Annotated in this window: 17 protein-coding genes; 10 read left to right on the top strand and 7 right to left on the bottom strand. The window is 54.1% G+C overall.

Going from position 1 to position 24,367, the window contains the following annotated elements; genetic code table 11:
* Positions 1-245 precede the first annotated feature (245 nt).
* A complete protein-coding gene (locus KE671_RS19320) occupies positions 246-1,493 on the top strand; it encodes a SulP family inorganic anion transporter (RefSeq protein ID WP_206164194.1) in 1,248 nt (415 codons plus the stop codon).
* Here the strand turns inward: KE671_RS19320 and mgtE are convergent.
* From mgtE to KE671_RS19290, 6 genes are all read right to left on the bottom strand, one after another.
* Positions 1,456-2,892: a magnesium transporter gene (gene mgtE / locus KE671_RS19315; RefSeq protein WP_206164193.1), complete on the bottom strand. Its 1,437-nt coding sequence runs from the start codon at positions 2,890-2,892 to the stop codon at positions 1,456-1,458. The two genes, KE671_RS19320 and mgtE, sit on opposite strands and share 38 nt — an antisense overlap.
* A 139-nt stretch (positions 2,893-3,031) precedes the next feature.
* Positions 3,032-4,675 carry a multidrug ABC transporter permease/ATP-binding protein gene (locus tag KE671_RS19310; protein ID WP_206164192.1) on the bottom strand — a complete coding sequence of 548 codons (1,644 nt, stop codon included), beginning with the start codon at positions 4,673-4,675 and terminating at the stop codon, positions 3,032-3,034.
* Between the two features lie 75 nt (positions 4,676-4,750).
* Complete coding sequence (alkB, locus tag KE671_RS19305; RefSeq protein WP_206164191.1) at positions 4,751-5,401, bottom strand: DNA oxidative demethylase AlkB; 651 nt, start codon at positions 5,399-5,401, stop codon at positions 4,751-4,753.
* Positions 5,401-6,465, bottom strand: a complete 1,065-nt coding sequence (gene ada / locus KE671_RS19300; protein WP_206164190.1) for a bifunctional DNA-binding transcriptional regulator/O6-methylguanine-DNA methyltransferase Ada — start codon at positions 6,463-6,465, stop codon at positions 5,401-5,403. Before ada ends, alkB begins: the two co-directional genes overlap by 1 nt.
* Before the next feature lie 83 nt (positions 6,466-6,548).
* Positions 6,549-7,604, bottom strand: a complete 1,056-nt coding sequence (gene apbE, locus KE671_RS19295; RefSeq protein ID WP_206164189.1) for an FAD:protein FMN transferase ApbE — start codon at positions 7,602-7,604, stop codon at positions 6,549-6,551.
* Between the two features lie 114 nt (positions 7,605-7,718).
* Positions 7,719-8,849 carry a porin OmpC gene (locus KE671_RS19290; RefSeq protein WP_206164188.1) on the bottom strand — a complete coding sequence of 377 codons (1,131 nt, stop codon included), beginning with the start codon at positions 8,847-8,849 and terminating at the stop codon, positions 7,719-7,721.
* Between the two features lie 740 nt (positions 8,850-9,589).
* Between KE671_RS19290 and rcsD the strand changes: the two genes are divergently transcribed.
* Together rcsD and rcsB are read left to right on the top strand one after the other, a co-directional pair.
* Positions 9,590-12,259: a phosphotransferase RcsD gene (gene rcsD / locus KE671_RS19285; RefSeq protein WP_206164187.1), complete on the top strand. Its 2,670-nt coding sequence runs from the start codon at positions 9,590-9,592 to the stop codon at positions 12,257-12,259.
* Positions 12,260-12,274: 15 nt separating this feature from the next.
* Positions 12,275-12,925, top strand: coding sequence for a response regulator transcription factor RcsB (rcsB, locus tag KE671_RS19280; protein ID WP_001061917.1), 651 nt, complete (start codon positions 12,275-12,277; stop codon positions 12,923-12,925).
* 112 nt (positions 12,926-13,037) lie between these two features.
* Here rcsB and rcsC read toward each other — a convergent pair whose 3' ends face one another.
* On the bottom strand, positions 13,038-15,884 hold the full coding sequence (gene rcsC / locus KE671_RS19275; protein WP_206164186.1) for a two-component system sensor histidine kinase RcsC: 2,847 nt from the start codon (positions 15,882-15,884) through the stop codon (positions 13,038-13,040).
* A 172-nt stretch (positions 15,885-16,056) separates the two neighbouring features.
* On the opposite strand from rcsC, the gene atoS reads away from it, so the two are divergent.
* The 7 genes from atoS (at position 16,057) to KE671_RS19240 (ending at position 24,314) form a co-directional block, all read left to right on the top strand.
* Entirely contained in the window at positions 16,057-17,883 is a 1,827-nt protein-coding gene (gene atoS, locus KE671_RS19270) for a two-component system sensor histidine kinase AtoS (RefSeq protein ID WP_206164185.1), read from the top strand.
* The gene (gene atoC, locus KE671_RS19265; RefSeq protein ID WP_206164184.1) at positions 17,880-19,265 is read left to right on the top strand and encodes an acetoacetate metabolism transcriptional regulator AtoC; all 1,386 of its coding nucleotides are present in this window, start codon (positions 17,880-17,882) and stop codon (positions 19,263-19,265) included. Before atoS ends, atoC begins: the two co-directional genes overlap by 4 nt.
* 197 nt (positions 19,266-19,462) lie before the next feature.
* Complete coding sequence (gene atoD / locus KE671_RS19260) at positions 19,463-20,125, top strand: acetate CoA-transferase subunit alpha (RefSeq protein ID WP_206164183.1); 663 nt, start codon at positions 19,463-19,465, stop codon at positions 20,123-20,125.
* Entirely contained in the window at positions 20,125-20,775 is a 651-nt protein-coding gene (locus KE671_RS19255; RefSeq protein WP_206164182.1) for a 3-oxoacid CoA-transferase subunit B, read from the top strand. Before atoD ends, KE671_RS19255 begins: the two co-directional genes overlap by 1 nt.
* A complete protein-coding gene (locus KE671_RS19250; protein ID WP_042317883.1) occupies positions 20,772-22,094 on the top strand; it encodes a TIGR00366 family protein in 1,323 nt (440 codons plus the stop codon). Before KE671_RS19255 ends, KE671_RS19250 begins: the two co-directional genes overlap by 4 nt.
* Before the next feature lie 30 nt (positions 22,095-22,124).
* Positions 22,125-23,309, top strand: coding sequence for an acetyl-CoA C-acetyltransferase (locus KE671_RS19245; RefSeq protein WP_206164181.1), 1,185 nt, complete (start codon positions 22,125-22,127; stop codon positions 23,307-23,309).
* A gap of 249 nt (positions 23,310-23,558) precedes the next feature.
* On the top strand, positions 23,559-24,314 hold the full coding sequence (locus tag KE671_RS19240) for a MurR/RpiR family transcriptional regulator (protein ID WP_206164180.1): 756 nt from the start codon (positions 23,559-23,561) through the stop codon (positions 24,312-24,314).
* Positions 24,315-24,367: the final 53 nt, after the last annotated feature.

The raw sequence follows: 24,367 nt of genomic DNA, 5'->3' as shown, positions 1-24,367 counted from the left end.
TTGCTTTTTGCAGGTGAAAATCGAGCGGCACCAACGTTAACACTTCAGTAATAATATTTAAATATTGTTTATAAATTATATTAAGATTTTAAAAACGTTAAAAATACGTTGAATGTTTATAGGGTTATTCGCAATATTTTCTGGAAACAGACGCTCCAGAAAGGTACTATGCGGCGCTTTGTTATTCATCGCACGGACGCCTGTCGGTCTGCTGTTATCAGGCCTTTTCCGACCTGAGAGTAAATATGTCTGTAAGCCCTTCATCTCCTGCCCTGGCAGAAGAACACACTGTCAGTGGCGTCCTTCGCGCCCCCCGTCTGCTGGCACGCGAAACGCTGGCAGGGGTGATCACCGCGCTGGCGCTGATTCCGGAAGTGATCTCCTTTTCAGTGATTGCCGGCGTTGACCCGAAAGTCAGCCTGATCGCCTCAGTGGTGCTTTGTCTGGTCATGTCTTTCATGGGCGGTCGCCCGGCGATGGTCACGGCGGCAGCCGGTTCCGTTGCGCTGGTCATTGGCCCGATGGTGCACCAGCATGGCGTACAGTACATTCTGCCGGCGGTCGTGTTAGCCGGTTTTATCCAGATTCTGTTTGGCGTTACCGGGATGGCGCGGCTGATGCGTTTTATTCCCGCCGCCGTCATGACCGGCTTTGTGAACGCCCTCGGTATTCTGATTTTCTTCGCCCAGGTACCCCATTTCTGGAGCAAAAGTCCGCTCATCTGGGGGCTGTTTGCCTTAACGCTGCTGATTGTGCTGTGGGTGCCGCGGGTGATTAAAAGCATACCTGCGCCGCTGATTGCCATTGTCTTGCTGACGCTGTTTACCACGACCACCGGGCAATTGCTGCCGACCGTCGGCGATGAAGGCGCAATGCGCGGCGGGCTACCCGGACTGACGCAACTGATGGTACCGCTGAATCTGCACACGCTGGCAATTATCTGGCCCTGTGCGCTGAGTATCGCCTTCGTGGGCCTGATGGAATCGCTGTTAACGGCAAAGCTGGTTGACGACCTGACGGCTACGCCGTCGAATAAAAATCGTGAAAGCGCGGGTCTGGGGTTCGCCAACATTCTGGCGGGCTTTTACGGCGGTATTGCCGGCTGTGCAATGATCGGGCAGACCATCGTGAACGTGGAGATGGGGAAAGGCCGCAGTCGCGTGTCGACGATCGCCGCCGGGCTGGTTTTACTGCTGCTGGTGACCGCGCTGAGCGAGGTAATGGCGAAAATCCCGATGTCGGTTCTGGCCGGGATCATGGTGGTTGTGGCGGTAAAAACGTTCAGTTGGCACAGTATCCAGCCCGCCACCCTGACGACGCTGCCCGTGGTGGAAACGCTGGTAATGGTCATTACCGTTGGCGCAACGGTCTCCACCGGCAACCTGGCGATTGGCGTGGTTACCGGCGTGGTGGCAATGGGATTACTGCCCCGCGTCGTGAAGCGTAAACGACGCGTTACATCAGAAACAGCGTCGCCAGCCCCAGAAAAATAAAGAATCCGCCGGTATCGGTAATCGCGGTGATCATCACGCTCGAGCCGACCGCCGGGTCGCGCCCGAGCTTCACCATCGTCATCGGGATGATCACCCCCATAAGCGCCGCCATTAACAGGTTCAGCATCATTGCCAGGGTCATCACCCCGCCGAGCGCCATGTCGTCGTACAGCCACCAGGTGATCCCACCCATAATCCCGCCCCAGACGAGGCCATTGACCAATGCCACCCCCATTTCACGAAGAATAAGAAACGTCAGGTTGCCCGGCTGGATGTTTTGTAACGCCAGCGCCCGGACAATCATGGTGATGGTCTGATTGCCGGTATTTCCGCCGATCCCGGCAACAATGGGCATCAGCGACGCTAATGCCACCAGTTGTGAAATGGTGTGCTCAAAGCCATCAATCACACGGGAGGCGATAAACGCCGTACACAGATTGATCGCCAGCCACGCCCAGCGCGTTTTCACCGCTTTGGGAACGGGCGCAAAGACGTCCTCTTCCGCACTCAACCCGCCCATCCGACGCAGATCGGTATCCGTCTCTTCGTACACCACATCGACTATCTCGTCGATCGTCAAGCGCCCCATCAGTTTGCCGGAAGGATCAACCACCGCGGCGCTGACCAGGTTGTCACGTTCGAAGGTACGCGCCGCGTTTTCCGCTTTGTCTTCCGGGGCGAAGGTCAGCGGATCGTCATCCATCACCTCGCTGACTTTACGCTGCACGTCATTGAGCAAAATACAGGTCAGGGTAAGCTCCCCGACCAGCGTTTTGTCGCGCCGGGTGACGAACAGTTTATCGGTGTTTTCCGGCATCTTGCCCAGACGACGCAGATAGCGCTGTACCACCTCCAGCGTCACGTCCGGGCGAACGGTAATGACCTCGAATTCCATGATCGCGCCGACGCGATTCTTTTCGTAATGCATAACCTGACGCACGCGGGCCCGTTCTTCGGGTGGCAGCGTCGCCAGTAACCGGCCTGTGAGGTTACGCGGCAGGTGCTGAACCAGGTAAATCTGTTCATCGATGTCGAGATATTGCAGCGCCTCGAGCAGCTCCCGGTCGGTCATTTCATCGATCAGGTCATCCCAGACGTTTTCTGAGGCTTCGAGCAGGACGTAACCGCGCTTTTCGTTTTCGATCAGCCGCCAGAGGGCGTGACGCTCCTCCGACGGGAGCGCTTCGAGCGTATCGGCTAGGTCAGGCGGCGGAAGATGGGCGACCAGCGCACCTACCTCAGCAATATCGTCGGATAGCGTTCCGACATCATATTGCTCAGCCAGGGTGAGCTTGCCCAACAGGGTGGAAACAATGGCCTTATCGGTGGTGAGCAGCCAGATCAGCCGCGCACGCTCTTCATCGCGCAGCCTTGCGCTGTTTTTGTGTTTTGCGAACATTAATCATAAATCCATGATATGAGATGCCATTAAGCATGGCGCGAGGTTATGTAAATAACAATAAACGTGGGCGTCAGAGGGTTAAAAAACAGCCGTTGCCCCGAAAAGCCTTGCGCCATCGGGGCAACGGTCAGAGAGATCAGGCCGTTCGCGCGACCGCATCGCGTGACGCGGCGTCACGCTCATCGCCCACCAGTTCACTCAGTTGTCCGTTACGCATTTCCAGCAAACGATCGGCGTGAATAAAATAGTGGTCGTCGTGACTGATGGCGAAAATGGTTTTCCCCATCTCCTGCATCAGCGGCAACAAGACCTGGTAAAACTCGCGACGGAAGTGCGGATCCTGATCGGCCGCCCACTCATCGAGCAGGATAATGTCGCGATCTTCCGCCAGCGCCAACAACAGCGCCACGCGCTTTTTCTGCCCCTTCGACAGTTTCAGATTCAGGATCCGACCATCGCTCAGTTCCAGCTTGTGCGCCATTTTCAGGTGCTCAAGCCACTTTTCAACCAGTGCAGGATCGGCCGGTTTGCCTTCCGGTCCCAGCAGTCGGTCAAACAGCCAGACGTCGGTAAATACCGCCGAAAAGAGCTTGCGATAATCTTCCGGCTTTTCGGCACAGACAGGCTTACCGTCCAGCAGGATCTCTCCGGATTGCGGCTGATATAGTCCCGTCAGCAGCATCGCCAGCGTCGATTTACCACTGCCGTTACCGCCGATTAAGAACAGCAGCTCACCGCGGTTAATCGTCAGATTCACCGGCCCCACGGAGAACGCATTGTTCTGATAGTGGAACATGACGTTACGCAGTTCGAGCGTTTTCCATTCCGGGAACGTCTGTGGACGAGGAAACGCTGCGTTAAACGGTGCCAGCGCAAATTTATTCAGCTTGTTGAAAGCGACCTGCGCCGTCAGCAGGGTCGGTAATGCCCCAACAGCCGACAGCAGCGGCGTGCGCAGGAACAGCAATGTTAACGAGTAGGTCGCCGCAACGTTGGTATCGGCCCAGCCAAGGCTGTTTGCCATCCAGAACACCAGGCCAATCGCGCCAAGCATCATGATGTTCGACCAGTTCACAGCGCTGAGATGGAAGGTATCGGCGCGAATAATGTGGTGACGATACGCTTTGGCATCCGGAATATAGAGGTTATTGAAGATATGCTCCGCCCGCTCGCGGTTAAGCGTCAGCTCTTTGCGCCCTTCCAGCACCGTCTGATAATCGTTATACAGCTTATCCTCGGTTTCTCGCAGCGTCGCCATATGTCGGTAAACCCGCGACACCAGCATAAATCCACCCCAGAGGGTGATCACCATCCAGATTGCCGTCACAAGCAGCATTTGGGTCGACAGCATCGCCAGATACGCCGCGGAACCGACGGTCAGAATGATCCCCTGCACCAGCTCAGGCAGACGAACAAAAGCGATGGTGATGTTGCGCACGTCGCTGGTCAACCCGGCCAGCAGAGAGGCGCTGCCCAGTTGTTCAATACGTTCCACCTGCGTATCAAGAATACGCTTGATGAATTCACTGCGCAGACGAAAGACAAAGTGGTGTCCCAGCGTGGTAAGCGCCAGTTGTGACCCCAGCGTCACCGCCATCAGCAGTAACAATAAGCCCAGAAATTCCGGTAAGACCAGCACAGAGGGATCCGCAGTCTCAATAAGACGCTGATTGATGAAAGCGATCAGGCCAATCCCCAGCGCCGCGCTGACGAGACTGAGCGCCATCACGCTAATAAATGGCCAGCGATACTGCCGCCAGACAAGAAGAAGTAGTTCCATTTATACAACCCGGACAAGGAATAACAGCCCGCAGTTTAAACGTCTCAACGCGTTCAGCAATAATAATTCTTATTTTTATTCTTTTTTACTCGCCTGGCGAAAAGTCAGGTTGTATCGACAGTCGGCGGTTGCCGGATGGTACCCGGCCTTCAGCGGTTGAATACCGTGATAAAACAGGCGCGATTCGCCGCCCCAGACCACCACATCACCGTGTTCCAACAGGACGCGCGTCAGCGGATCGCTACGTTTCAGTCCACCAAACTGAAAGACAGCCGGCAGTCCCAGCGAGACTGAGACAATCGGCGCCCGCAGATCCGGCTCGTCTTTGTCCTGATGCAGCGAAAGTTTTGCACCTGGCGCATAGCGGTTGATCAGGCAGGCGTCCGGTTGATAATCCGCATAACCTGCCGCCGTTGCCGCCTGCTGACACAAACGCAAAAAGGACGGCGGAAAATCCGGCCAGGAGAGCCCCGTCAGCGGATCGATCGGCGAATAAAGATAGCCATGTCTGTCGGTCGTCCAGCCCAGCCGTCCACAGTTGGTCATCGCCACCGACATGGTGTAACCCCCCGGAGTGATCATCTGGCGAAACGGCGACCGACGGGCGACCGCCTCAATCTCCTGCACCAACTGTGACGCCACGCTGAAGGCAAAGCGACGCAAAATAACGGCGCCGGGTGCCAGCGGTTCCTGCCAGGGCTGCGAATCGAGAAACAGATCGAGCATTATGACCCCTTTTCTGGCGATTCACGTCGCAGGATTTGAGCCTTGCGCGATACGCCCCAGCGATAGCCGGAAAGCGAACCATCGCCCCGTACAACGCGGTGACAGGGAATGACGATCGCCAGTTTATTCGCGCCACAGGCGCTGGCGACAGCGCGAACTGCGTTCGGTTTGCCTATGGTCTCTGCCAGTTGCTGATAGCTGACGGTCTCGCCACAGGGGATTGAGCGCAGCGCCTGCCAGACCTGCTGTTGAAACGCAGTCCCCTGGATATCCAGCGGCAGCGAAAGCGGTACGTTGCGCCCGTCAATACTGGCAATGACATCGCGAATACGCTGTTGAAAATCGCTGTTCGCAGGCTCCTCAACGGCTGCGGGAAAGCGCGTATGCAGCTCGGTAATCAGCGCCGCATCGTCATCCCCTAATGAAATAGCGCAAATCCCTCGCTCACTTTCCGCCACCAGACAGCGTCCGAGTGAGCAATCGGTCAACGCATAGCGCACAGCCAACTTGTCACCACCGCGACGGAACTGCTTCGCGGTCATCCCAAGCGTTGAATCGGCATGGCGGTAGTAGCTGCTGCTGTCCGGGAATCCGGCATTCAAAATCGCCTGAGTCACGCTTTCACCGTGGCTAAGGGCATCACGCAGGCGGCGGGCGCGATAGGCCTGCTGCCAGGCTTTTGGCGTCATTCCGGTCGTGGCTTTAAACACGCGATGCAGATGATATGGACTCATCGCCACCTGTTCAGCCAGCGCATCAAGCGTGATGGAGCTCTCTTGCTCCAGAAGCTGACAGGCATGCGTAATTTTATCCAACTGATACTGCCGGGCGTTGGCTTTATCCGGCTGACAACGTTTGCACGGGCGAAACCCGGCCAGCAACGCGGCCTGCGCATCGGGAAAGAAGCGAACATTTTTACGCAGCGCATGTTTTGCCGTACAGGAAGGTCGACAAAAGATACCGGTCGTCTGCACTGCAAAGACAAACTGTCCGTCGGCATCAGGATCTCGTTCTAACACCGACTGCCAGCGCCGATCGTCATTGACCCGTAGAGAATTTTTCATACTGGACTCCTTCGTTAAGCATAGTGCCTGCTTAGCGGTAGTGTGTCCGAAACCCATCACACGAAAACCCGCAATCTTGCTTTTTAATTTTGTTCGCGAATGAGGAAGCTTTCAAACTGCGGAGACATCCAGGTTTTGAATCCCTCCCCCTCTTTGCTGATCATGTACACCGCCAGCCCTTCCCGGCGCACGACCTCTTTGGCTTTCTCCGTGCCGAGCACCATCAACCCCGTATCCCAGCCGTCCGCTTCCAGCGCCGTGGGCGCAATTACCGTCACGGATACCAGATTGTGCTCAATAGGGCGCCCGGTCTGTGGATCGATAACATGAGTGAGGCGCTTGCCGTTCAGCTCGTAATAGTTTCGATAGCTGCCGGAGGTACTGATACCGTGCCCGTTAATATCCACCACCGCCTGAACCGCGTTTTCACGGTCGGTAGGCTTCTGGATCGCCACCCGCCACGGATGCCCTTCAGCATTCATCCCGCGACTGTTCAGCGCCCCGCCAACAGAAACCAGATAGCGGGCAATCCCTTCCTGCTCCATCAAGTGCGCCAGATGATCGGCGGCGTAACCTTCGCCGACGGTGGAGAGATCGACAAACAAATCTGGCAGATCTTTTTGCAGGTACTGCTGTTTTGCCTGGTTGATTACCGTCAGATGCTGCAACCCGCTGTTAGCTCTTGCCGCATCGATTTGCGCCTGTGTTGGGATCTGGACCGGCTGTTTATCAGGACCAAATCCCCACAGATTCACTAACGGCCCAACGGTGATATCCATCGCTCCCTGCGTTTTTTGCCCAATACGCAGCGCTGACGTAACGATATCCGCCATCGCCTCGCTGACCGGCCAGGGAGAGAGACTTTTCGACTGATTAAAGCGCATCAGCGCTGAATCTTTTTTATACGTCGAGAGTAATTGATCGTCGGCATCCAGCTGCGCCTGAATTCGGCTACGTAACGTCTCTGCCCGCGCTGCATCAATACCAACAACACTCACGCGCCAAAAGGTGCCCATGGTTTTACCTTCAAGTACCACGGGAGAGAGCGTCGTCGTTTGCGCCGCATCCGGCGTGTTATCGCATCCGGTAAAAAAGAGAGTCGCAGCCAGTAAGGCCACCCGCGCAATATTCATTTCCATACGTGATTATCCTCCTGCGAATAGGCGCAAGAGTACACCAAAAACCGACGGTTGTACGCCGTAAAGCCACACAAAAAAAGGCCCCGCAGGGCCTTTTATCGACATTAAGCAAACTTAGAACTGGTAAACCAGACCCAGTGCAACGATGTCGTCGGTGCTGATACCAGCATCACGAGTGAAGCTGTTGTCGTCCAGCAGGTTGATTTTGTAATCAACGTAGGTGGACATGTTTTTGTTGAAGTAGTAGGTTGCGCCAACATCAACATATTTCAGCAGATCTTCATCGTCGTAGTTACGACCGTTGAGAGTCCCCAGGTTTTTACCTTTGGACTGCAGGTAAGCAACGGATGGACGCAGACCGAAGTCGAACTGGTACTGAGCAACCACTTCGAAGTTCTGCGCTTTGTTTGCCCAACCTTCGCCGCCTACGCGCGTTGCGTTATAGGTCTGGGTGTACTGTGCCGCCAGATAAAGGTTGTTAGCGTCGTATTTCAGACCGCCGGTGTAGGTTTCAGCGCGATCGCCGTTACCCAGGTAGATTGCTCTGTTCTGCTCATCAGTACGTTTGGAGCTGCTCACTGCCGCACCCAGACCGAAGCCTTCGCCGATGTCATAGGTTACAGAACCACCAACACCGTCACCGTTCTGACGCAGCGCTTCACGACCGTTGTTAGTCACGCCGGTGTAAGCGATGCCATCATCACCTTCACCAGACGGGCTGCCGTTTTTACCCTGATACTGCAGGGCAAAGTTCAGGCCATCAACCAGACCGAAGAAATCAGTGTTACGGTAAGTCGCGAAGCCATTACCACGCTGCTGCATGAAGTTGTCAGAACCGTAGGTGTCGCCACCGAATTCAGGCAGGACGTCGGTCCAGGACGTTACGTCATAGACTACGCCGTAGTTACGACCGTAGTCGAAAGAACCTGCATCGCCGAATTTCAGACCGGCGAATGCGACACGAGTCCAGGAGTTGTTTTCGGATTCAGGCGCGTTACCCTGGATCTGATACTCCCACTGGCCGTAACCGGTGATCTGATCGTTTACCTGAGTTTCGCCTTTGAAGCCGATACGCATATAGGTCTGATCGCCATCAGCGCTTTTATCATCGGAGAAATAATGCAGACCGTCGACTTTACCGAACAGGTCTAATTTGTTGCCGTCTTTGTTATAAATTTCAGCCGCATTTGCTGCGCCTGCTACCAGCAGTGCTGGTACCAGGAGGGACAGTACTTTAACTTTCATGTTATTAACCCTCTGTTATATGCCTTTATTTGCTTTTTTATGCCACTGCATACTGATTAACCCTCATTAACCAGTCGGCAAGTTCATTCTCCTCAAAATTGCAGAATAATCCAACACGAATATGATACTAAAACTTTTAAGATGTTTCATTTATCTATATAGGTGTTTCAAAATGTAAACAAGAGGGAACTTTTTTTTTGCCACTAAAAGACCAAAAATAAGCACGATCACTCAAGAAATATAAAAATAGCAACAAAAACAGCCTGTTATGTAAATATTTTTCATAGCACTGAATGACAAAACAAAAACGTCGCACATCACTAAAATATCTCTCGCTATCATCATTAACTTTATTTATTACCGTCATTCATTTCTGAATGTCTGTTTACCCCTATTTCAACCGGATGCGATGCGTCCGGTTTTTTTTTACCCTTCTTTACACTTACTTTTCTCTTTACGTGCTACCGTATAAAAATAATAACAACTATTAACTATTTACCTTCATTCAGTCACTGACTGATATCAGAAACCGATTTCTTGTTATTTCGTGCTATTTCTTCCCCGTGAACGGGCAATATTTGTACGCCCCTGGTGAGTCTGTACACTTTTAGATCATTTAACTGATGTATTTTTTTGGCAAAAAATGCAGTACATCAATGAGTAGAGAGTGTGGAAATTCGCACCGTACCCTTTATACTGCCCTTTCACCTTCTGCGTTGTTTTACAGGTCATAACCACGAATGAGTCAGTCTGATACAACGGCTACGTCCCGATTTTCCCTCCTGCCGGGAAGCATTACCCGTTTCTTTTTATTGCTGATCATTGTGTTGCTGGTGACGATGGGCGTGATGGTGCAAAGCGCGGTTAACGCCTGGTTGAAAGATAAGAGCTATCAAATCGTCGATATCACGCATGCAATCCACAAACGTATCGATACCTGGCGATACGCAACCTGGCAAATCTATGACAATATCGCCGCGACCACGAATCCGTCGAGCAGCGAGGGATTGCAGGAAACGCGCCTGAAACAGGACGTTTACTATCTTGAAAAACCGCGGCGCAAAACCGAAGCGCTGATCTTTGGCTCGCATGACAGCTCAACGCTGGAAATGACGCAGCGCATCTCGTCCTACCTCGACACGCTGTGGGGCGCGGAAACGGTGCCGTGGTCCATGTATTATCTCAACGGGCAGGATAACAGCCTGACGCTCATCTCGACGTTGCCGTTAAAAGATCTCTCTTCGGGATTTAAAGAGTCGACCATCGGCAGCATTGTCGATTCCCGTCGGGCGGAGATGCTCCAGCAGGCCAATGCGCTGGACGAACGGGAAAGCTTCTCATCACTGCGTCGACTGGCATGGCAAAATGGCCACTATTTTACGCTGCGAACCACCTTTAACCAGCCGGGACATCTGGCGACCGTTGTCGCCTTTGATCTGCCCATCAATGACCTCATTCCTCCCGGCATGCCGCTGGATAGCTTCCGCCTTGAACCTGACACGACACCGGTCAGTACACGCAATGCAGATAAAGAATCACCCGACAGCGTAAGCATCAGCTTTAACAGTTCGAAAATTGAAATCTCGTCGGCGCTAAACTCGACGGGAATGCGCCTGGTCTGGCAGGTGCCGTTTGGCACCCTGCTGCTCGATACGCTGCAAAACATCCTGTTACCGCTGTTACTCAACATCGGCCTGCTGGCCCTCGCGCTATTTGGCTATACCACCTTCCGTAACCAGCCGGGACGCACAACGGAAGTCGCGCCGAATACCGCAGCCAATAATGAGCTACGGATTCTGCGCGCGATTAACGAAGAGATTGTCTCCCTGCTGCCGCTGGGCCTGCTGGTGCATGATCAGGAGGCAAACCGCACGGTGATGAGCAACAAAATTGCCGACCATCTGTTGCCACATCTGAATCTGCAAAACATCACCAGCATGGCGGAACAGCATCAGGGCGTGATCCAGGCGACCGTCAATAACGAGCTGTATGAGATACGCCTGTTCCGCAGCCAGGTCGCACCGCGTACACAAATCTTCATCATACGCGACCAGGATCGTGAAGTACTGGTGAACAAAAAGCTCAAACAGGCACAGCGGTTATACGAAAAAAATCAGCAGGGCCGCGTTGCCTTTATGCAAAACATCGGCGAGGCGTTAAAAGCGCCGGTCAAAACGCTGGCGGCGGAGGTTGCCCAGTTGCAAACGCCTGATGCCCAGCAACTGGCGAACCATGCTGACGTGATGGTCCGTATGATTGATGAAATTCAACTGGCAAATATGCTGGAAAGTGACACCTGGAAGAGTGAACCTACCCTCTTCTCGGTTCAGTCGCTGATTGATGAAGTCGTCCCGCAAGTGCTGCCCGCCATGAAGCGTAAAGGGTTGCAACTGCTCATCAACAACCATCTTAAGGCAAACGACGAGCGGCGTGGCGATCGCGATGCACTGCGACGGATCTTGCTGCTGTTGATGCAGTACGCAGTAACGACCACCCAGATTGGCAAAATCACGCTCGAGGTGGATCAGGATGAATCGGTGGCCGAACGCCTGACGTTCCGTATTCTGGATACTGGCGAAGGGGTGACGTTGAGCGAAATCGACAATCTGCATTTCCCGTTCATCAGCGAGACGCAGAAAGATCGTTACGGCAAAGCCAATCCGCTGGCCTTTTGGCTATGCGATCAGTTGGCGCGTAAACTTGGCGGCCATTTGAACATAAAAGCGCGAGATGCGCTGGGTACACGCTATACAGTCCATGTTAAAATGACGCCGCTCGACCAGCATAAAGAAGACGAAGAGCGTCTGCTGGATGATGTCAGCGTGATGATCGACGTGACCTCTAACGAGGTTCGTAACATCGTGCTTCGCCAGTTGGAAAACTGGGGAGCAACCTGCATCACCCCGGATGAGAGACTCATAAGTCAAGAATATGATCTCTTTTTAACTGATAATCCGTCTAATCTTACTGCCTCCGGCTTGCTTTTAAGCGATGATGAGTCAGGCGTGCGGAAAATTGGCCCAGGCCAGCTTCGCGTCAACTTTAATATGAGCAACGCTATGCAGGAAGCTGTACTACAACTAATTGAAGAGCAACTGGCGCAAGAAGCGATCCCGGAATCTCCTCTGGGAGGTGATGAAAACGCCGAACTTCATGCCAGCGGTTATTACGCTCTATTTGTAGACACAGTACCGGATGATGTTAAGAGGTTGTATACTGAGGCTGCAATCAGCGATTTTGCTGCGCTAGCCCAAACGGCTCACCGCCTGAAAGGCGTGTTTGCCATGCTAAATCTGGTACCCGGCAAGCAGTTATGTGAAACGCTGGAACATCTGATTCGTGAGAAAGATGCTCCAGGAATAGAAAAATACATCAGCGACATTGACACCTACGTCAAGAGCTTGCTGTAGCAAGGTAGCCTTTACATGAACAATATGAACGTAATTATTGCCGATGACCATCCGATTGTACTGTTCGGTATTCGCAAATCACTTGAGCAAATCGAGTGGGTGAATGTTGTCGGCGAATTTGAAGACTCCACAGCACTGATCAACAACCTGCCAAAATTAGATGCGCACGTGTTGATTACCGATCTCTCTATGCCGGGCGATAAGTACGGTGATGGGATCACTCTGATCAAATACATCAAGCGTCATTTCCCGAGCCTGTCGATCATTGTTCTGACCATGAACAATAACCCGGCAATCCTCAGCGCGGTGCTTGATCTTGATATCGAAGGAATTGTCCTGAAACAGGGCGCGCCAACAGACCTGCCGAAAGCGCTTGCTGCGCTACAGAAAGGCAAGAAGTTCACTCCGGAAAGCGTCTCTCGCCTGCTGGAAAAAATCAGCGCGGGTGGCTATGGCGATAAACGTCTCTCTCCGAAAGAGAGTGAAGTGCTGCGTCTGTTTGCCGAAGGTTTCCTGGTGACTGAAATCGCCAAGAAGCTGAATCGCAGTATTAAAACCATCAGCAGCCAGAAGAAATCAGCAATGATGAAACTGGGCGTTGAGAATGATATTGCACTGCTGAACTATCTCTCTTCCGTGACCCTGAGTCCGGCAGACAAAGACTAATTCCTCTTTCAGTTGCAACATGCCTGATGGCGCTCCGCTTATCAGGCCTACGCATTACGGAAAACATCCCCGTTCTGTAGGCCGGATGAGGCAAAGCCGCCATCCGGCATTTTTAACCTCGCGTTTTTCTGACCCGCTCCGCATACACCGCCAGCGTCTGCCTGATAACGTCCAGCGTGACCGGCTTCGACAGACAGCTGTCCATCCCCGACTCCAGACAGCGCTGCTTCTCTTCGGCTAACGCGTTGGCCGTCACCCCCACTACCGGTAACGTCAGCCCCAACTGACGTATACGCTGCGTCAGACGATAGCCGTCCATATTCGGCATGTTAACGTCGCTCAGCACGATATCGATATGGTTTTTGCTTAGCACGTTCAGGGCATCCACGCCGTCATTGGCGGTTTTGCACTGATACCCCAGCGATCCCAACTGATCGGCCAGCAGGCGGCGGTTAATTGGATGATCGTCAACCACCAGGATCATCATGTCATCATTGGTGGCCGCCGCTTTTTCCGGAGCCGGTAACGCGCAGGAGAGCTCCTCATCGTCCAGCTCAATACGGTAGATCCGCGCCAGCAGCGCCGGCAGTTCATGCGGCGATGCCACGCTGTGTATCCACTCGCCCGGCACTCTTTCCAGCGGAATGCCAATATGGCGTCGACAGAAAATCACCGCCGCACGCCCCTGCCACGGCTGTTCCAGCGCATCGTCAGTGATCAATACATCATCACTCGCTGGCGTCTGGCCTTCATAACGCATCACCTCGACACCGTTACGCGTCAGGCTGTTCTCTATAAACTGGCACAAAGAAGCATTGCGCACCGCCAGCCAGCAGCGTGTTCTGGCCAGTCCATCGAGCCCTTTTTTCTCCGGATACTGCGCACCGTACAGCGGAATACGCACCGTAAACTGGCTCCCCATCCCCGGTTCGGAATCGACCGAGATGTCGCCATCCATCATGCTGATTAGCTTTTCGCAAATCGCCAGTCCCAGTCCCGTGCCCTGGAAATTACGCTGCACGCCCGTACCGACCTGGAAGAATGGGTCGAACAGACGCACCACCTCTTTCGCCGGGATCCCGACGCCGGTATCCCGCACCCGAATGCTGAGATAATCATCGTCACGGCTGACATGCAGCATAATACAGCCAATATCGGTGAATTTAATCGCATTGCTCAACAGGTTAGAAATCACCTGCTGCAGGCGCATTGGATCGCCATTAAGCGCAACCGGCACATTCGGTTCGATAAAGCAGTACAGTCCGATCTGCTTACGCACTACCAGCGGCAGATAGTTCGCCGTAATGTGGCTCATCACTTCACGCGGTGAGAATTCACGCGGTTCAATTTTCAACTGCTCCGATTCAATTTTCGAGAAGTCGAGAATGTCACTGATGATTTTCAGCAGCAGACTGGAGGAGTTATTCATCGCCGTCACCAGCCGATCAACCCCTTTTGGCAATTCTTTGGTTTGCAGGAGATCGAGGTTACCGATGATGCCATACAGCGGCGTGCGCAGCTCATGGCTGACGGTCGCGAGGAACATCGATTTCGACTGGCTCGCCTGCTCCGCTGCCTGCGCCATCTCCTGCAATGACTCCTCCATTTTGACGCGGGCGGAGACATCCACCAGCACGCAGATCGCCACGTTTTCATTGCGATAGCGGGAATGGACGAAGCTAATCTGCAAATTGGTATTATTACTGGTCAGCACATCGACAAAATTCACCTGCTGTCCGCAGATGATTTGCGTCAGCCGCTGTCGATCTTCATGGGTGAGCATGTTCAGGTAGGTGTGCGCCAGCTCGTTACTGAGGATGTTAATACCGTCAACGGTGCGCAGAATACAGATCCCGACCGGTGCGGACGCGACAATCTTACGGTTAAATTGTTCATGCTCTTCCAGCCGTTGGGCGTCGCTTTCCGCCGGGATAAAGATCCGTCTTTCATACATCCGCGCGAGGGTAAACAGCGCCGCCCCCACCAGCACGTTCAACAGAATGGCATTCAGAATCAGCATCCGGATCCGTTCCAGCACCAGATCGACCGGAACGGAATAGACAATGCTCAGCGAAGACGGCGGCAGGTTTTTCTTCAGCACCAGCTCACGAAAGCCTGGCGTATAGCCAAACCAGGAGCGCTCCTGCATCCAGCGGGGTTCCGCCTTGATGGTGCCTTCCGGCCCGGTCAGTGAAATCAGCGCATGCCCATTTTCATCCAGAATCGTCACCCCCATCGGCAGGCTGCCCGGCGTAAAGAAGTTTTCCATCCGAATGGACTGCTCCACCCCCAGCAGCGCCTGCAGGCGGTTTGCCAGATAGACCGGGGTCAACGCGTAGAAATAACCGATCCCCGGACGTGGCCCCTGGCCAACCCAGTAGAGATTGTTCCCGGACTCATCCTTCGGCGCATTGCGGTACTTCATAATCCGTTCGTGCAGCGTTTTCAGCGCGTTATCACGCTCAACGGGCATATCGCGCAGGCCGAAATTGGCCATACAGAGGTTATCGCTGCCGATGAGAAAAACGCGATTCAGATCGTACGCAGCGGAAAAGTTGTCACGCCAGTAGCGCATGAACCACGCCAGCGACTCAAGCGATCCGCGCCAGGCGGTACCCATTGCCGCACAGTCGGAATCGGTAAACAGCGGCTGAAAGGTCGGCACCTCGGTTTTATCGTCACGCGACCGCGAAGACAACACGCCGTTCTCCGCCGTCAGGCGATTCTCAGCGATGTACTTAAGCTCTTTCATCACATCAGACGTGCGCTGAATGTAACGCTGAGCCTGATCGGAACTGAGGTTAAACTCCTGGCGGATCTCAGACTCCCGTTGATGCAGGGCGTTTACGATGTAGAACACCGAGGCAAAGGCAATGAGCAGCCAAATCAACAGCGCCAACGCTCTGAACAGGTAGCGCGAGATTTTCAGGGTTGTGCGAAAGGATGCAAGGTATTTCAAAAGGGCGAAGCTCCGCCTCAGGCGATAAATGGAGTGTGGTTAAGGTAGCGGTAAATGCGCGGCGTCGCAATGCCCGCGCCTGCGTTTGCGGGAATATGATACACCGCTGAGAAACCATTGCCGCAACCATCGATAATCATTATTTGTTGTACAGGGCTACAGGGATGCCAGCATGCGCTTTTTGAGAGGGTTATACCCGCGACGCTTACGCAATCAGATGATCCTGATGGCGATCCTGATGGTCATCGTGCCGACGCTGTCGATTGGTTATATCGTAGAAACGGAAGGACGGTCAGCAGTCTTATCTGAAAAAGAGAAAAAATTATCTGCCGTCGTACACCTGCTCGACCAGGCGCTGGGCGATCGATTTAGCCATTTTACAACGCTGCCAAGGGATGAGCGTATTCGCGCGCTGAATGCTGAACTCGGCCCTATCACCGAGCGGATCACTCAGGCATTCCCGGGTATTGGCGCGGGCTACTATAACAAAGCGCTGGATGCGATTGTCACCTACGCCCCTTCCGCGCAGTATCAAAATAACGTTGGCGTGACGATTGCTGCCGATCACCCCGGACGCGAAGTGATGCGCAGCAATGCCCCGGTGGTTTTTTCCGGTCGCCAGGTGCGCGGCGATATTCTCAACTCAATGATCCCCATCACCCGGGATGGCGACGTGCTGGGCTACATCTGGGCGAATGAATTAACGGAAGACATCCAGCGTCAGGCCTGGAGGATGGACGTGCGCATCATTGCGGTACTGGCGGCGGGTCTGCTCTGTAGTCTGCTGTTGATCGTACTGTTTTCACGGCGCCTTAGCGCCAATATCGACATCATCACGGACGGTCTGTCAACGCTGGCACACAAAACGCCGGCGCAGCTTCCCAATCTCCCTGGCGAACTAGGGCAAATCAGCCGCAGCGTGAATGCGCTGGCGCAAACGCTACGTGAAACCAAAACCCTTAACGACCTGATTATTGAAAACGCCGCTGACGGCGTGATCGCCATCGACAGGCAGGGCGATGTGACGACCATGAACCCTGCCGCAGAAATGATTACCGGCTACACGCTCAATGAACTGGTTGGTCGGCCTTATGCCACCCTCTTCTCCGACCCTCATTTTGCCAGCCCGGTTCTCGATACCCTGGCGCACGGTACGGAGCATCTTGCGCAGGAAGTCAGTTTCCCGGCGCGTGACCGCACCATTGAACTCAGCGTCACCACCAGCCGGATCCATAACCCTGACGGTGAACTGATCGGCGCGCTGGTGATTTTTTCCGACCTGACCGCGCGCAAAGAGACGCAGCGTCGTCTGGCGCAAACCGAGAGACTCGCCACGCTGGGTGAACTGATGGCCGGGGTGGCGCATGAGGTGCGTAATCCACTTACCGCCATCCGCGGCTATGTGCAGATCATCCGTCAGCAAACCAGCCTGCCGGTACATCAGGAATATCTGTCCGTGGTACTGAAAGAAATTGATTCCATTAACAGAGTCATTCAGCAGTTGCTGGATTTCTCCCGTCCACGGCAAAGCCAGTGGCAGCAAGTGCTGCTTAATTCGCTGATTGAAGAGACGCTGATTCTGGTCCAAACCTCCGGCGTCCAGGCACGGATCGCGTTCAACGTTGAACAGGATAAGGGATTGCCTGCCATCGTTGCCGACCGCGAACTGTTAAAACAGGTGATCCTCAATATTTTGATAAATGCCGTACAGGCCATCAGCGCACGCGGCGAAATTCGCATTCGCACCTGGCAATACTCCGCGACGCAACAAGCCGTAATGATTGAAGATAACGGCTGCGGGATCGATATCGCACTGCAGAAAAAGATCTTTGACCCCTTTTTCACGACCAAAGCCTCAGGAACGGGACTTGGACTCGCGCTCAGCCAGCGCATTATCAATGCCCATCAGGGGGATATTCACGTCGCCAGCATCCCCGGCTGTGGCGCGACGTTTACCCTTATATTACCGATTAACCCGCAGGGAAACTTGTCAGAATGAAAACCCGCTACCGTATCCTCATTGTGGATGACGAAGATAACGTTCGTCGTATGCTCACCACCGCCTTTTCGCTACAGGGGCATGAAACGTACTGTGCCAGTAACGGTGAGGAAGCCTTACAGTGCTTTGCCGACGCCCCGCCGGATGTGGTGCTGATGGATATCCGCATGCCGGAAATGAACGGGATAGACGCCCTGAAAGTCATGCGCACGCAGCAGCCGCGCATCCCTGTGATCCTGATGACCGCTTACGCTGAAGTCGAAACCGCCGTCGAAGCGTTACGCAGCGGGGCGTTTGATTATGTGATCAAACCTTTCGATCTCGATGAACTGAATTTACTGATCCAACGCGCCCTGCAACTGCAGGCGATGAAACAGGAGATCCGCAGCCTGCATCAGGCACTGAGTACCAGCTGGCAGTGGGGACATATCCTGACCAACAGCCCACGGATGATGGATATCTGCAAAGACACGGCGAAAATTGCCCTGTCGCAGGCCAACGTCTTGATCAGTGGCGAAAGCGGCACCGGTAAAGAGTTGATTGCGCGTGCCATTCACTACAACTCGCGCCGGGCAAACGGTCCGTTTATCAAAATCAACTGCGCCGCGTTACCGGAGTCGCTGCTGGAAAGCGAGTTGTTCGGTCATGAAAAAGGCGCTTTCACCGGAGCACAAACTCAGCGTCAGGGGCTCTTTGAACGTGCCCATCAGGGTACGCTGCTGCTCGATGAAATTGGCGAAATGCCGCTGGTGCTCCAGGCAAAACTGCTGCGCATCCTGCAGGAAAGAGAGTTCGAACGCGTAGGCGGGCACCAGACCATTCAGGTGGATATCCGCATCGTCGCCGCCACCAACCGGGATCTCCATGCGATGGTGAAGGAAGGCGCTTTCCGTGAAGACCTGTTCTACCGTCTGAATGTGATTCATCTGCAACTTCCCCCGCTGCGCGAACGACGGGAAGACATTGCGCTGCTGGCTAACCACTTCCTGCAGAAATTCAGTTCGGAAAATCAGCGTGACATCATTGAGATCGATCCGGCGGCCATGTCGATGCTTACCACCTGGCCCTGGCCCGGAAACATCAGGGAGTTGTCGAACGTCATTGAGCGGGCGGTGGTGATGAATACGGGCGCCGTCATCTTTGCAGAAGATCTGCCCGCCCCGCTCCGCCAGCCGGTGAGTGGCGGTAGTGAGTTAAAGGCCACGCAGCCCGGTGAACGTAATCTGAAAGAAGAGATTAAACGCGAAGAGAAGCGGATCATTATCGAGGTACTTGAACAGCATGAAGGAAACCGCACCCGTGCCGCCCTGATGTTAGGTATCAGTCGACGCGCCCTGATGTACAAACTGCAGGAATACGGCATCGACACGGCAGGATTGTAAAACCAGAATCTGCTATGCAGAATTTTGCACAGTGCGCAAAATTCTGCATAACACCCGCTGACTACGCCCACAACACGAAAATAAATAATTTAAGTAATTCAATAAGTTAAATAATTATTTCCCCTATTAGCCATTCTGGCATCCCGCTTGCTATTCCCTTTACGTACCCAAAATGGAGTATGCAAAAGGGAAACATAATGAAAACAAAACTGATTACCTTACAAAACGCTGCCGGGTTCTTTCGTGACGGCATGACCATCATGGTTGGCGGTTTTATGGGGGTAGGGACCCCGCCTCGCCTTGTCGAAGCCTTACTCGAATCCGGCGTCAGAGACCTGACACTGATCGCCAACGATACCGCTTTTGTCGATACCGGTATCGGCCCACTGATCGTCAATGGCCGGGTGAACAAAGTCATTGCGTCACATATCGGCACCAACCCGGAAACCGGGCGTCGAATGATTGCCAAAGAGATGGAAGTTCAACTGGTGCCGCAAGGTACGCTGGTTGAACAAATCCGCTGCGGCGGCGCAGGACTTGGCGGTTTCCTCACGCCTACCGGCGTCGGCACCATCGTGGAAGATGGCAAGCAAACCCTGACGCTTGATGGCAAAACCTGGCTGCTGGAACGCCCGTTGCGTGCCGATCTGGCGCTCATCCGCGCCCACCGTGCCGACCCTCTCGGTAACCTGACCTATCAACTTAGCGCCCGCAACTTTAACCCACTTATTGCCCTCGCCGCCGATATCAGCCTGGTGGAACCTGACGAACTCGTTGAGACAGGCGATCTGCTGCCCGATCAGATCGTTACACCCGGTGCTGTTATCGACCATATCGTCATTCCACAGGAGAGCAAATAATGGACGCGAAACAACGTATTGCGCGCCGCGTGGCGCAAGAACTTCACGATGGTGACATCGTGAACTTAGGTATTGGCCTGCCGACGATGGTCGCCAATTATCTTCCGGATGATATTCATATCACCCTGCAATCAGAAAACGGATTTCTCGGACTGGGTCCGGTCACGACCGCACATCCCGATCTGGTGAACGCCGGAGGCCAACCCTGCGGGATTTTGCCGGGTGCCGCGATGTTCGACAGCGCGATGTCATTCGCGTTGATCCGTGGCGGTCATGTGGACGCCTGCGTGCTGGGTGGATTACAGGTTGATGAACAGGCTAACCTGGCGAACTGGGTTGTGCCCGGCAAAATGGTACCCGGTATGGGTGGCGCGATGGATCTGGTAACCGGCGCGCGCAAAGTCATTATCGCGATGGAGCACTGCGCGAAAGATGGCTCGGCGAAAATCCTCCGCCACTGCACCATGCCGCTGACGGCCCAACACGCTGTGCATGTGCTGGTCACTGAACTCGCAGTATTCCGCTTTATCGACGGCAAGATGTGGCTGACGGAAATCGTCGACGGATGCGACCTTGCTACCCTGCGTGCGAAAACTGAAGCACAGTTTGACGTTGCCGCCGATCTGGTCGTTCAGCGAGGTGATGCATGATTGGCCGTATCTCGCGTTTCATGACGCGCTTCGTCAGCCGCTGGCTGCCCGACCCCCTGATTTTCGCCATGCTGCTGACGCTGCTGACGTTCGGCATCGCGCTATGGTTAACACCGCAAACGCCGATCAGTATGGTGCGTTTCTGGGGGGACGGCTTCTGGAACCTGCTGGCCTTCGGGATGCAGATGGCGTTGATCATCGTGACAGGCCACGCGCTGGCCAGTTCTGGCCCGGTGAAAAACCTGCTGCGCACCGCCGCATCTGCCGCTAAAACGCCCGCACAGGGCGTAATGCTGGTGACCTTCTTTGGCTCCGTCGCCTGCGTTATCAACTGGGGCTTCGGTCTGGTGGTTGGAGCGATGTTTGCCCGTGAAGTTGCCCGTCGCGTGCCGGGATCCGATTATCCACTACTGATTGCCTGCGCCTATATCGGTTTTCTGACCTGGGGTGGCGGCTTCTCAGGCTCAATGCCTTTGCTGGCGGCAACGCCGGGCAACCCGGTTGAACATATTGCGGGCTTGATTCCGGTCAGCGATACCCTGTTCACTGGTTTCAACATTTTCATCACCGTCGGATTGATTGTGGTCATGCCGTTTATCACCCGCATGATGACGCCAAAACCGTCAGATGTTGTCAGCGTTGATCCAAAACTGCTGATGGAAGAACCTGATTTCCAGAAGACCTTGCCGGCAGATGCGCCTCCGTCAGAGAAACTGGAAGAGAGTCGTATCCTTGCGCTGATCATTGGGGCGTTAGGCATCGCTTATCTCGGGATCTACTTCGCCGAGAAAGGGTTCAATATCACCATCAACACCGTCAACCTGATGTTCATGATTGCCGGTCTGCTGCTGCACAAAACGCCAATGGCCTATATGCGTGCCATTAGCGCCGCGGCACGCAGCACCGCCGGGATCCTGGTGCAGTTCCCGTTCTATGCCGGGATCCAGTTAATGATGGAACACTCCGGCCTCGGCGGTTTGATCACCGAATTCTTCATCAACGTCGCCAATAAAGACACCTTCCCGGTCATGACCTTCTTCAGCTCCGCGCTCATCAACTTTGCCGTGCCATCAGGCGGCGGTCACTGGGTTATTCAGGGGCCGTTCGTGATGCCAGCCGCACAGGCGTTAGGGGCCGATCTCGGTAAGTCCGTCATGGCAATCGCCTACGGCGAGCAGTGGATGAACATGGCGCAACCCTTCTGGGCGCTTCCCGCACTGGCCATCGCCGGGCTGGGGGTTCGCGACATTATGGGGTATTGCATCACCGCCCTGCTTTTCTCCGGCGTCATTTTTGTTGTCGGCCTGACCTTTTTCTGACGGCAGCCACTCACTTTTAAGGAACAGAAGATGAAAAATTGTGTCATCGTCAGCGCGGCACGTACCGCCATCGGCAGCTTCAACGGTGCGCTGGCAACAACCAGCGCCATCGATCTTGGCGCGATCGTGATTAACGCCGCGCTGGAACGCGCACAACTCGATCCGCAGCGCGTAGATGAAGTGATCATGGGCAACGTGCTACAGGCCGGTCTGGGACAAAACCCGGCGCGCCAGGCGTTGCTAAAAAGCGGACTTAGCGAAACCGTCTGCGGTTTTACTGTTAACAAAGTTTGCGGTTCTGGGCTTAAAAGCGTCGCGCTGGCGGCCCAGGCGATCCAGGCGGGACAAGCACAGGCGCTGATCGCTGGCGGCATGGAAAACATGAGTCTGGCCCCCTATTTGCTGGATGCGAAAGCCCGCTGGGGTTATCGCCTCGGCGACGGCCAGTTGTCGGATGTGATTCTGCGCGATGGTCTGCTCTGTGCCACTCATGGCTATCATATGGGGATCACCGCTGAAAACGTCGCCCGCGAATACGGTATCAGCCGCGAAATGCAAGATGAGCTGGCGCTGCTCTCCCAGCAAAAAGCGGTAGCCGCCATTCATTCTGGCGCCTTCCAGGCAGAAATTGTGCCGGTCAGCGTCACGTCGCGTAAAAAAACCATCGTCTTTGATCGCGACGAGTTCCCCAAAGCTGACTCAACGGCAGAAGGTCTTGCCGCACTACGTCCGGCTTTTGATAAGGCCGGTACCGTCACCGCCGGTAACGCCTCAGGGATCAACGACGGCGCGGCGGCGCTGGTGGTCATGGAAGAATCCGCCGCACTGTCGGCGGGCCTGAAACCGCTGGCCAGAATTAAGGCATACGCCAGCGGCGGCGTCGCACCCGCGCTGATGGGGATGGGGCCGGTACCTGCCACGCAAAAAGCACTGCAACAATGCGGATTGCAGCTTTCCGATATCGATCTGATTGAAGCCAATGAGGCCTTTGCCGCGCAGTTCCTCGCCGTCGGTAAAACGCTGGGCTTCGACCCACAAAAGGTGAACGTGAACGGCGGCGCGATTGCGCTTGGGCATCCGATCGGTGCCAGTGGCGCGCGGATTCTTGTGACGTTGCTGCATGCGCTTCGCGCACGTGACAAAACGCTGGGCCTGGCGACGCTGTGCATCGGTGGCGGTCAGGGTATTGCGATGATTGTGGAAAGGATGAATTAACCCCTCGGGTTCGTGGTTGTACACAAAATCCTTCAGATGGCATGGACGCCTCTTCTGTCATCCCCAGACGCAGAGATAACGATGTGGCTGGGGATTCTGACAAATCAGTCAGGTGCCGATTTGCTTGTCGCAAAGTGACGGGCCGTCTGGGTGAAGCTCACGGATGAACCAAGTCGTTCCGCAGCCAACACAGAGGCTGCTTGAAGGATAAAGTGTATCTGTCATAATAAACAAAACCGAGGGACCTCAATGAACATTATCGAACAACTTCAGTTACTGGTAAAAACAGGTACGCACGCGGAACAAACAATTAGCCGTTACATTCTGGCTACATTATCGGGCGCGGAAAAACTGACGTCGACGGCAATTTCAAAAAAGACGCAAACCAGTCAACCCTCCATCGTTCGCTTTGCGCAATCTCTCGGTTATACCGGCTTTACTTCATTTAAATATGATTTAATTAAGTGTCTGCGTAGCGAACCTGAAGCACTGCTTCCGTCCCAGGCAACGAAAAACAATGTTATTCTTGGCGAGTTTATTAATAATAATAACCCTGCGGCCCTTAATACTTTCTTTGAAATTATTAATTCCAGCCGTAACCTCTATTTCTGTCATCCGCGAGAACTGAGCTCATTACTCAGCAATATCATTCAGGATTATAGTGATATTGGCAAAGTCTGCATTCCCGTGGAGTACCAGAATGCCCATTCATTGCTGACAAACACCCTGACGGATTGTGATTCCGTTATCCTGCTTCCTGGACTAAAAGATGAGCCGGATAATCAATTGATTACCTTGATTCGTGAGCATGAAGCCGCCTCACTGGCTGTCGCCTGCCATCAGAGCGGCGCGACGCTTGCCGATGTCACCTTATATACGCCTCAGTCCAGCGTCAGCCCCCTCAGTTTCGCCGCGCTGAAAATGTCATTACACACGCTTTTTTTCCACGCACTGCAATATTGCTATCTTAATATGAATAAAGAAAAAGCGCCTCATAAACGATGATCATTGACCGGGTTGTGGGGGAATAAAGAACCCTGCCTTAATCAGAGGAATTA

Source organism: Citrobacter amalonaticus, assembly GCF_018252635.1.
GTDB lineage: Bacteria > Pseudomonadota > Gammaproteobacteria > Enterobacterales > Enterobacteriaceae > Citrobacter_A > Citrobacter_A amalonaticus_E.
Note: the sequence above shows the minus strand (reverse complement) of the source record. Positions and strands in the feature narration are given on the sequence as shown.

Excerpts from the sequence above, each read along its gene's own strand:
- rcsB (WP_001061917.1), top strand. The coding sequence starts at position 12,275 with ATGAACAATATGAACGTAATTATTGCCGATGACCATCCGATTGTACTG.
- mgtE (WP_206164193.1), bottom strand. The coding sequence starts at position 2,892 with ATGTTCGCAAAACACAAAAACAGCGCAAGGCTGCGCGATGAAGAGCGT.
- KE671_RS19250 (WP_042317883.1), top strand. The coding sequence starts at position 20,772 with ATGATTGGCCGTATCTCGCGTTTCATGACGCGCTTCGTCAGCCGCTGG.
- ada (WP_206164190.1), bottom strand. The coding sequence starts at position 6,465 with ATGAAAAATTCTCTACGGGTCAATGACGATCGGCGCTGGCAGTCGGTG.
- KE671_RS19290 (WP_206164188.1), bottom strand. The coding sequence starts at position 8,849 with ATGAAAGTTAAAGTACTGTCCCTCCTGGTACCAGCACTGCTGGTAGCA.
- rcsD (WP_206164187.1), top strand. The coding sequence starts at position 9,590 with ATGAGTCAGTCTGATACAACGGCTACGTCCCGATTTTCCCTCCTGCCG.
- apbE (WP_206164189.1), bottom strand. The coding sequence starts at position 7,604 with ATGGAAATGAATATTGCGCGGGTGGCCTTACTGGCTGCGACTCTCTTT.
- atoD (WP_206164183.1), top strand. The coding sequence starts at position 19,463 with ATGAAAACAAAACTGATTACCTTACAAAACGCTGCCGGGTTCTTTCGT.
- KE671_RS19310 (WP_206164192.1), bottom strand. The coding sequence starts at position 4,675 with ATGGAACTACTTCTTCTTGTCTGGCGGCAGTATCGCTGGCCATTTATT.
- KE671_RS19255 (WP_206164182.1), top strand. The coding sequence starts at position 20,125 with ATGGACGCGAAACAACGTATTGCGCGCCGCGTGGCGCAAGAACTTCAC.
- alkB (WP_206164191.1), bottom strand. The coding sequence starts at position 5,401 with ATGCTCGATCTGTTTCTCGATTCGCAGCCCTGGCAGGAACCGCTGGCA.
- KE671_RS19245 (WP_206164181.1), top strand. The coding sequence starts at position 22,125 with ATGAAAAATTGTGTCATCGTCAGCGCGGCACGTACCGCCATCGGCAGC.
- atoS (WP_206164185.1), top strand. The coding sequence starts at position 16,057 with ATGCGCTTTTTGAGAGGGTTATACCCGCGACGCTTACGCAATCAGATG.
- KE671_RS19240 (WP_206164180.1), top strand. The coding sequence starts at position 23,559 with ATGAACATTATCGAACAACTTCAGTTACTGGTAAAAACAGGTACGCAC.
- atoC (WP_206164184.1), top strand. The coding sequence starts at position 17,880 with ATGAAAACCCGCTACCGTATCCTCATTGTGGATGACGAAGATAACGTT.
- KE671_RS19320 (WP_206164194.1), top strand. The coding sequence starts at position 246 with ATGTCTGTAAGCCCTTCATCTCCTGCCCTGGCAGAAGAACACACTGTC.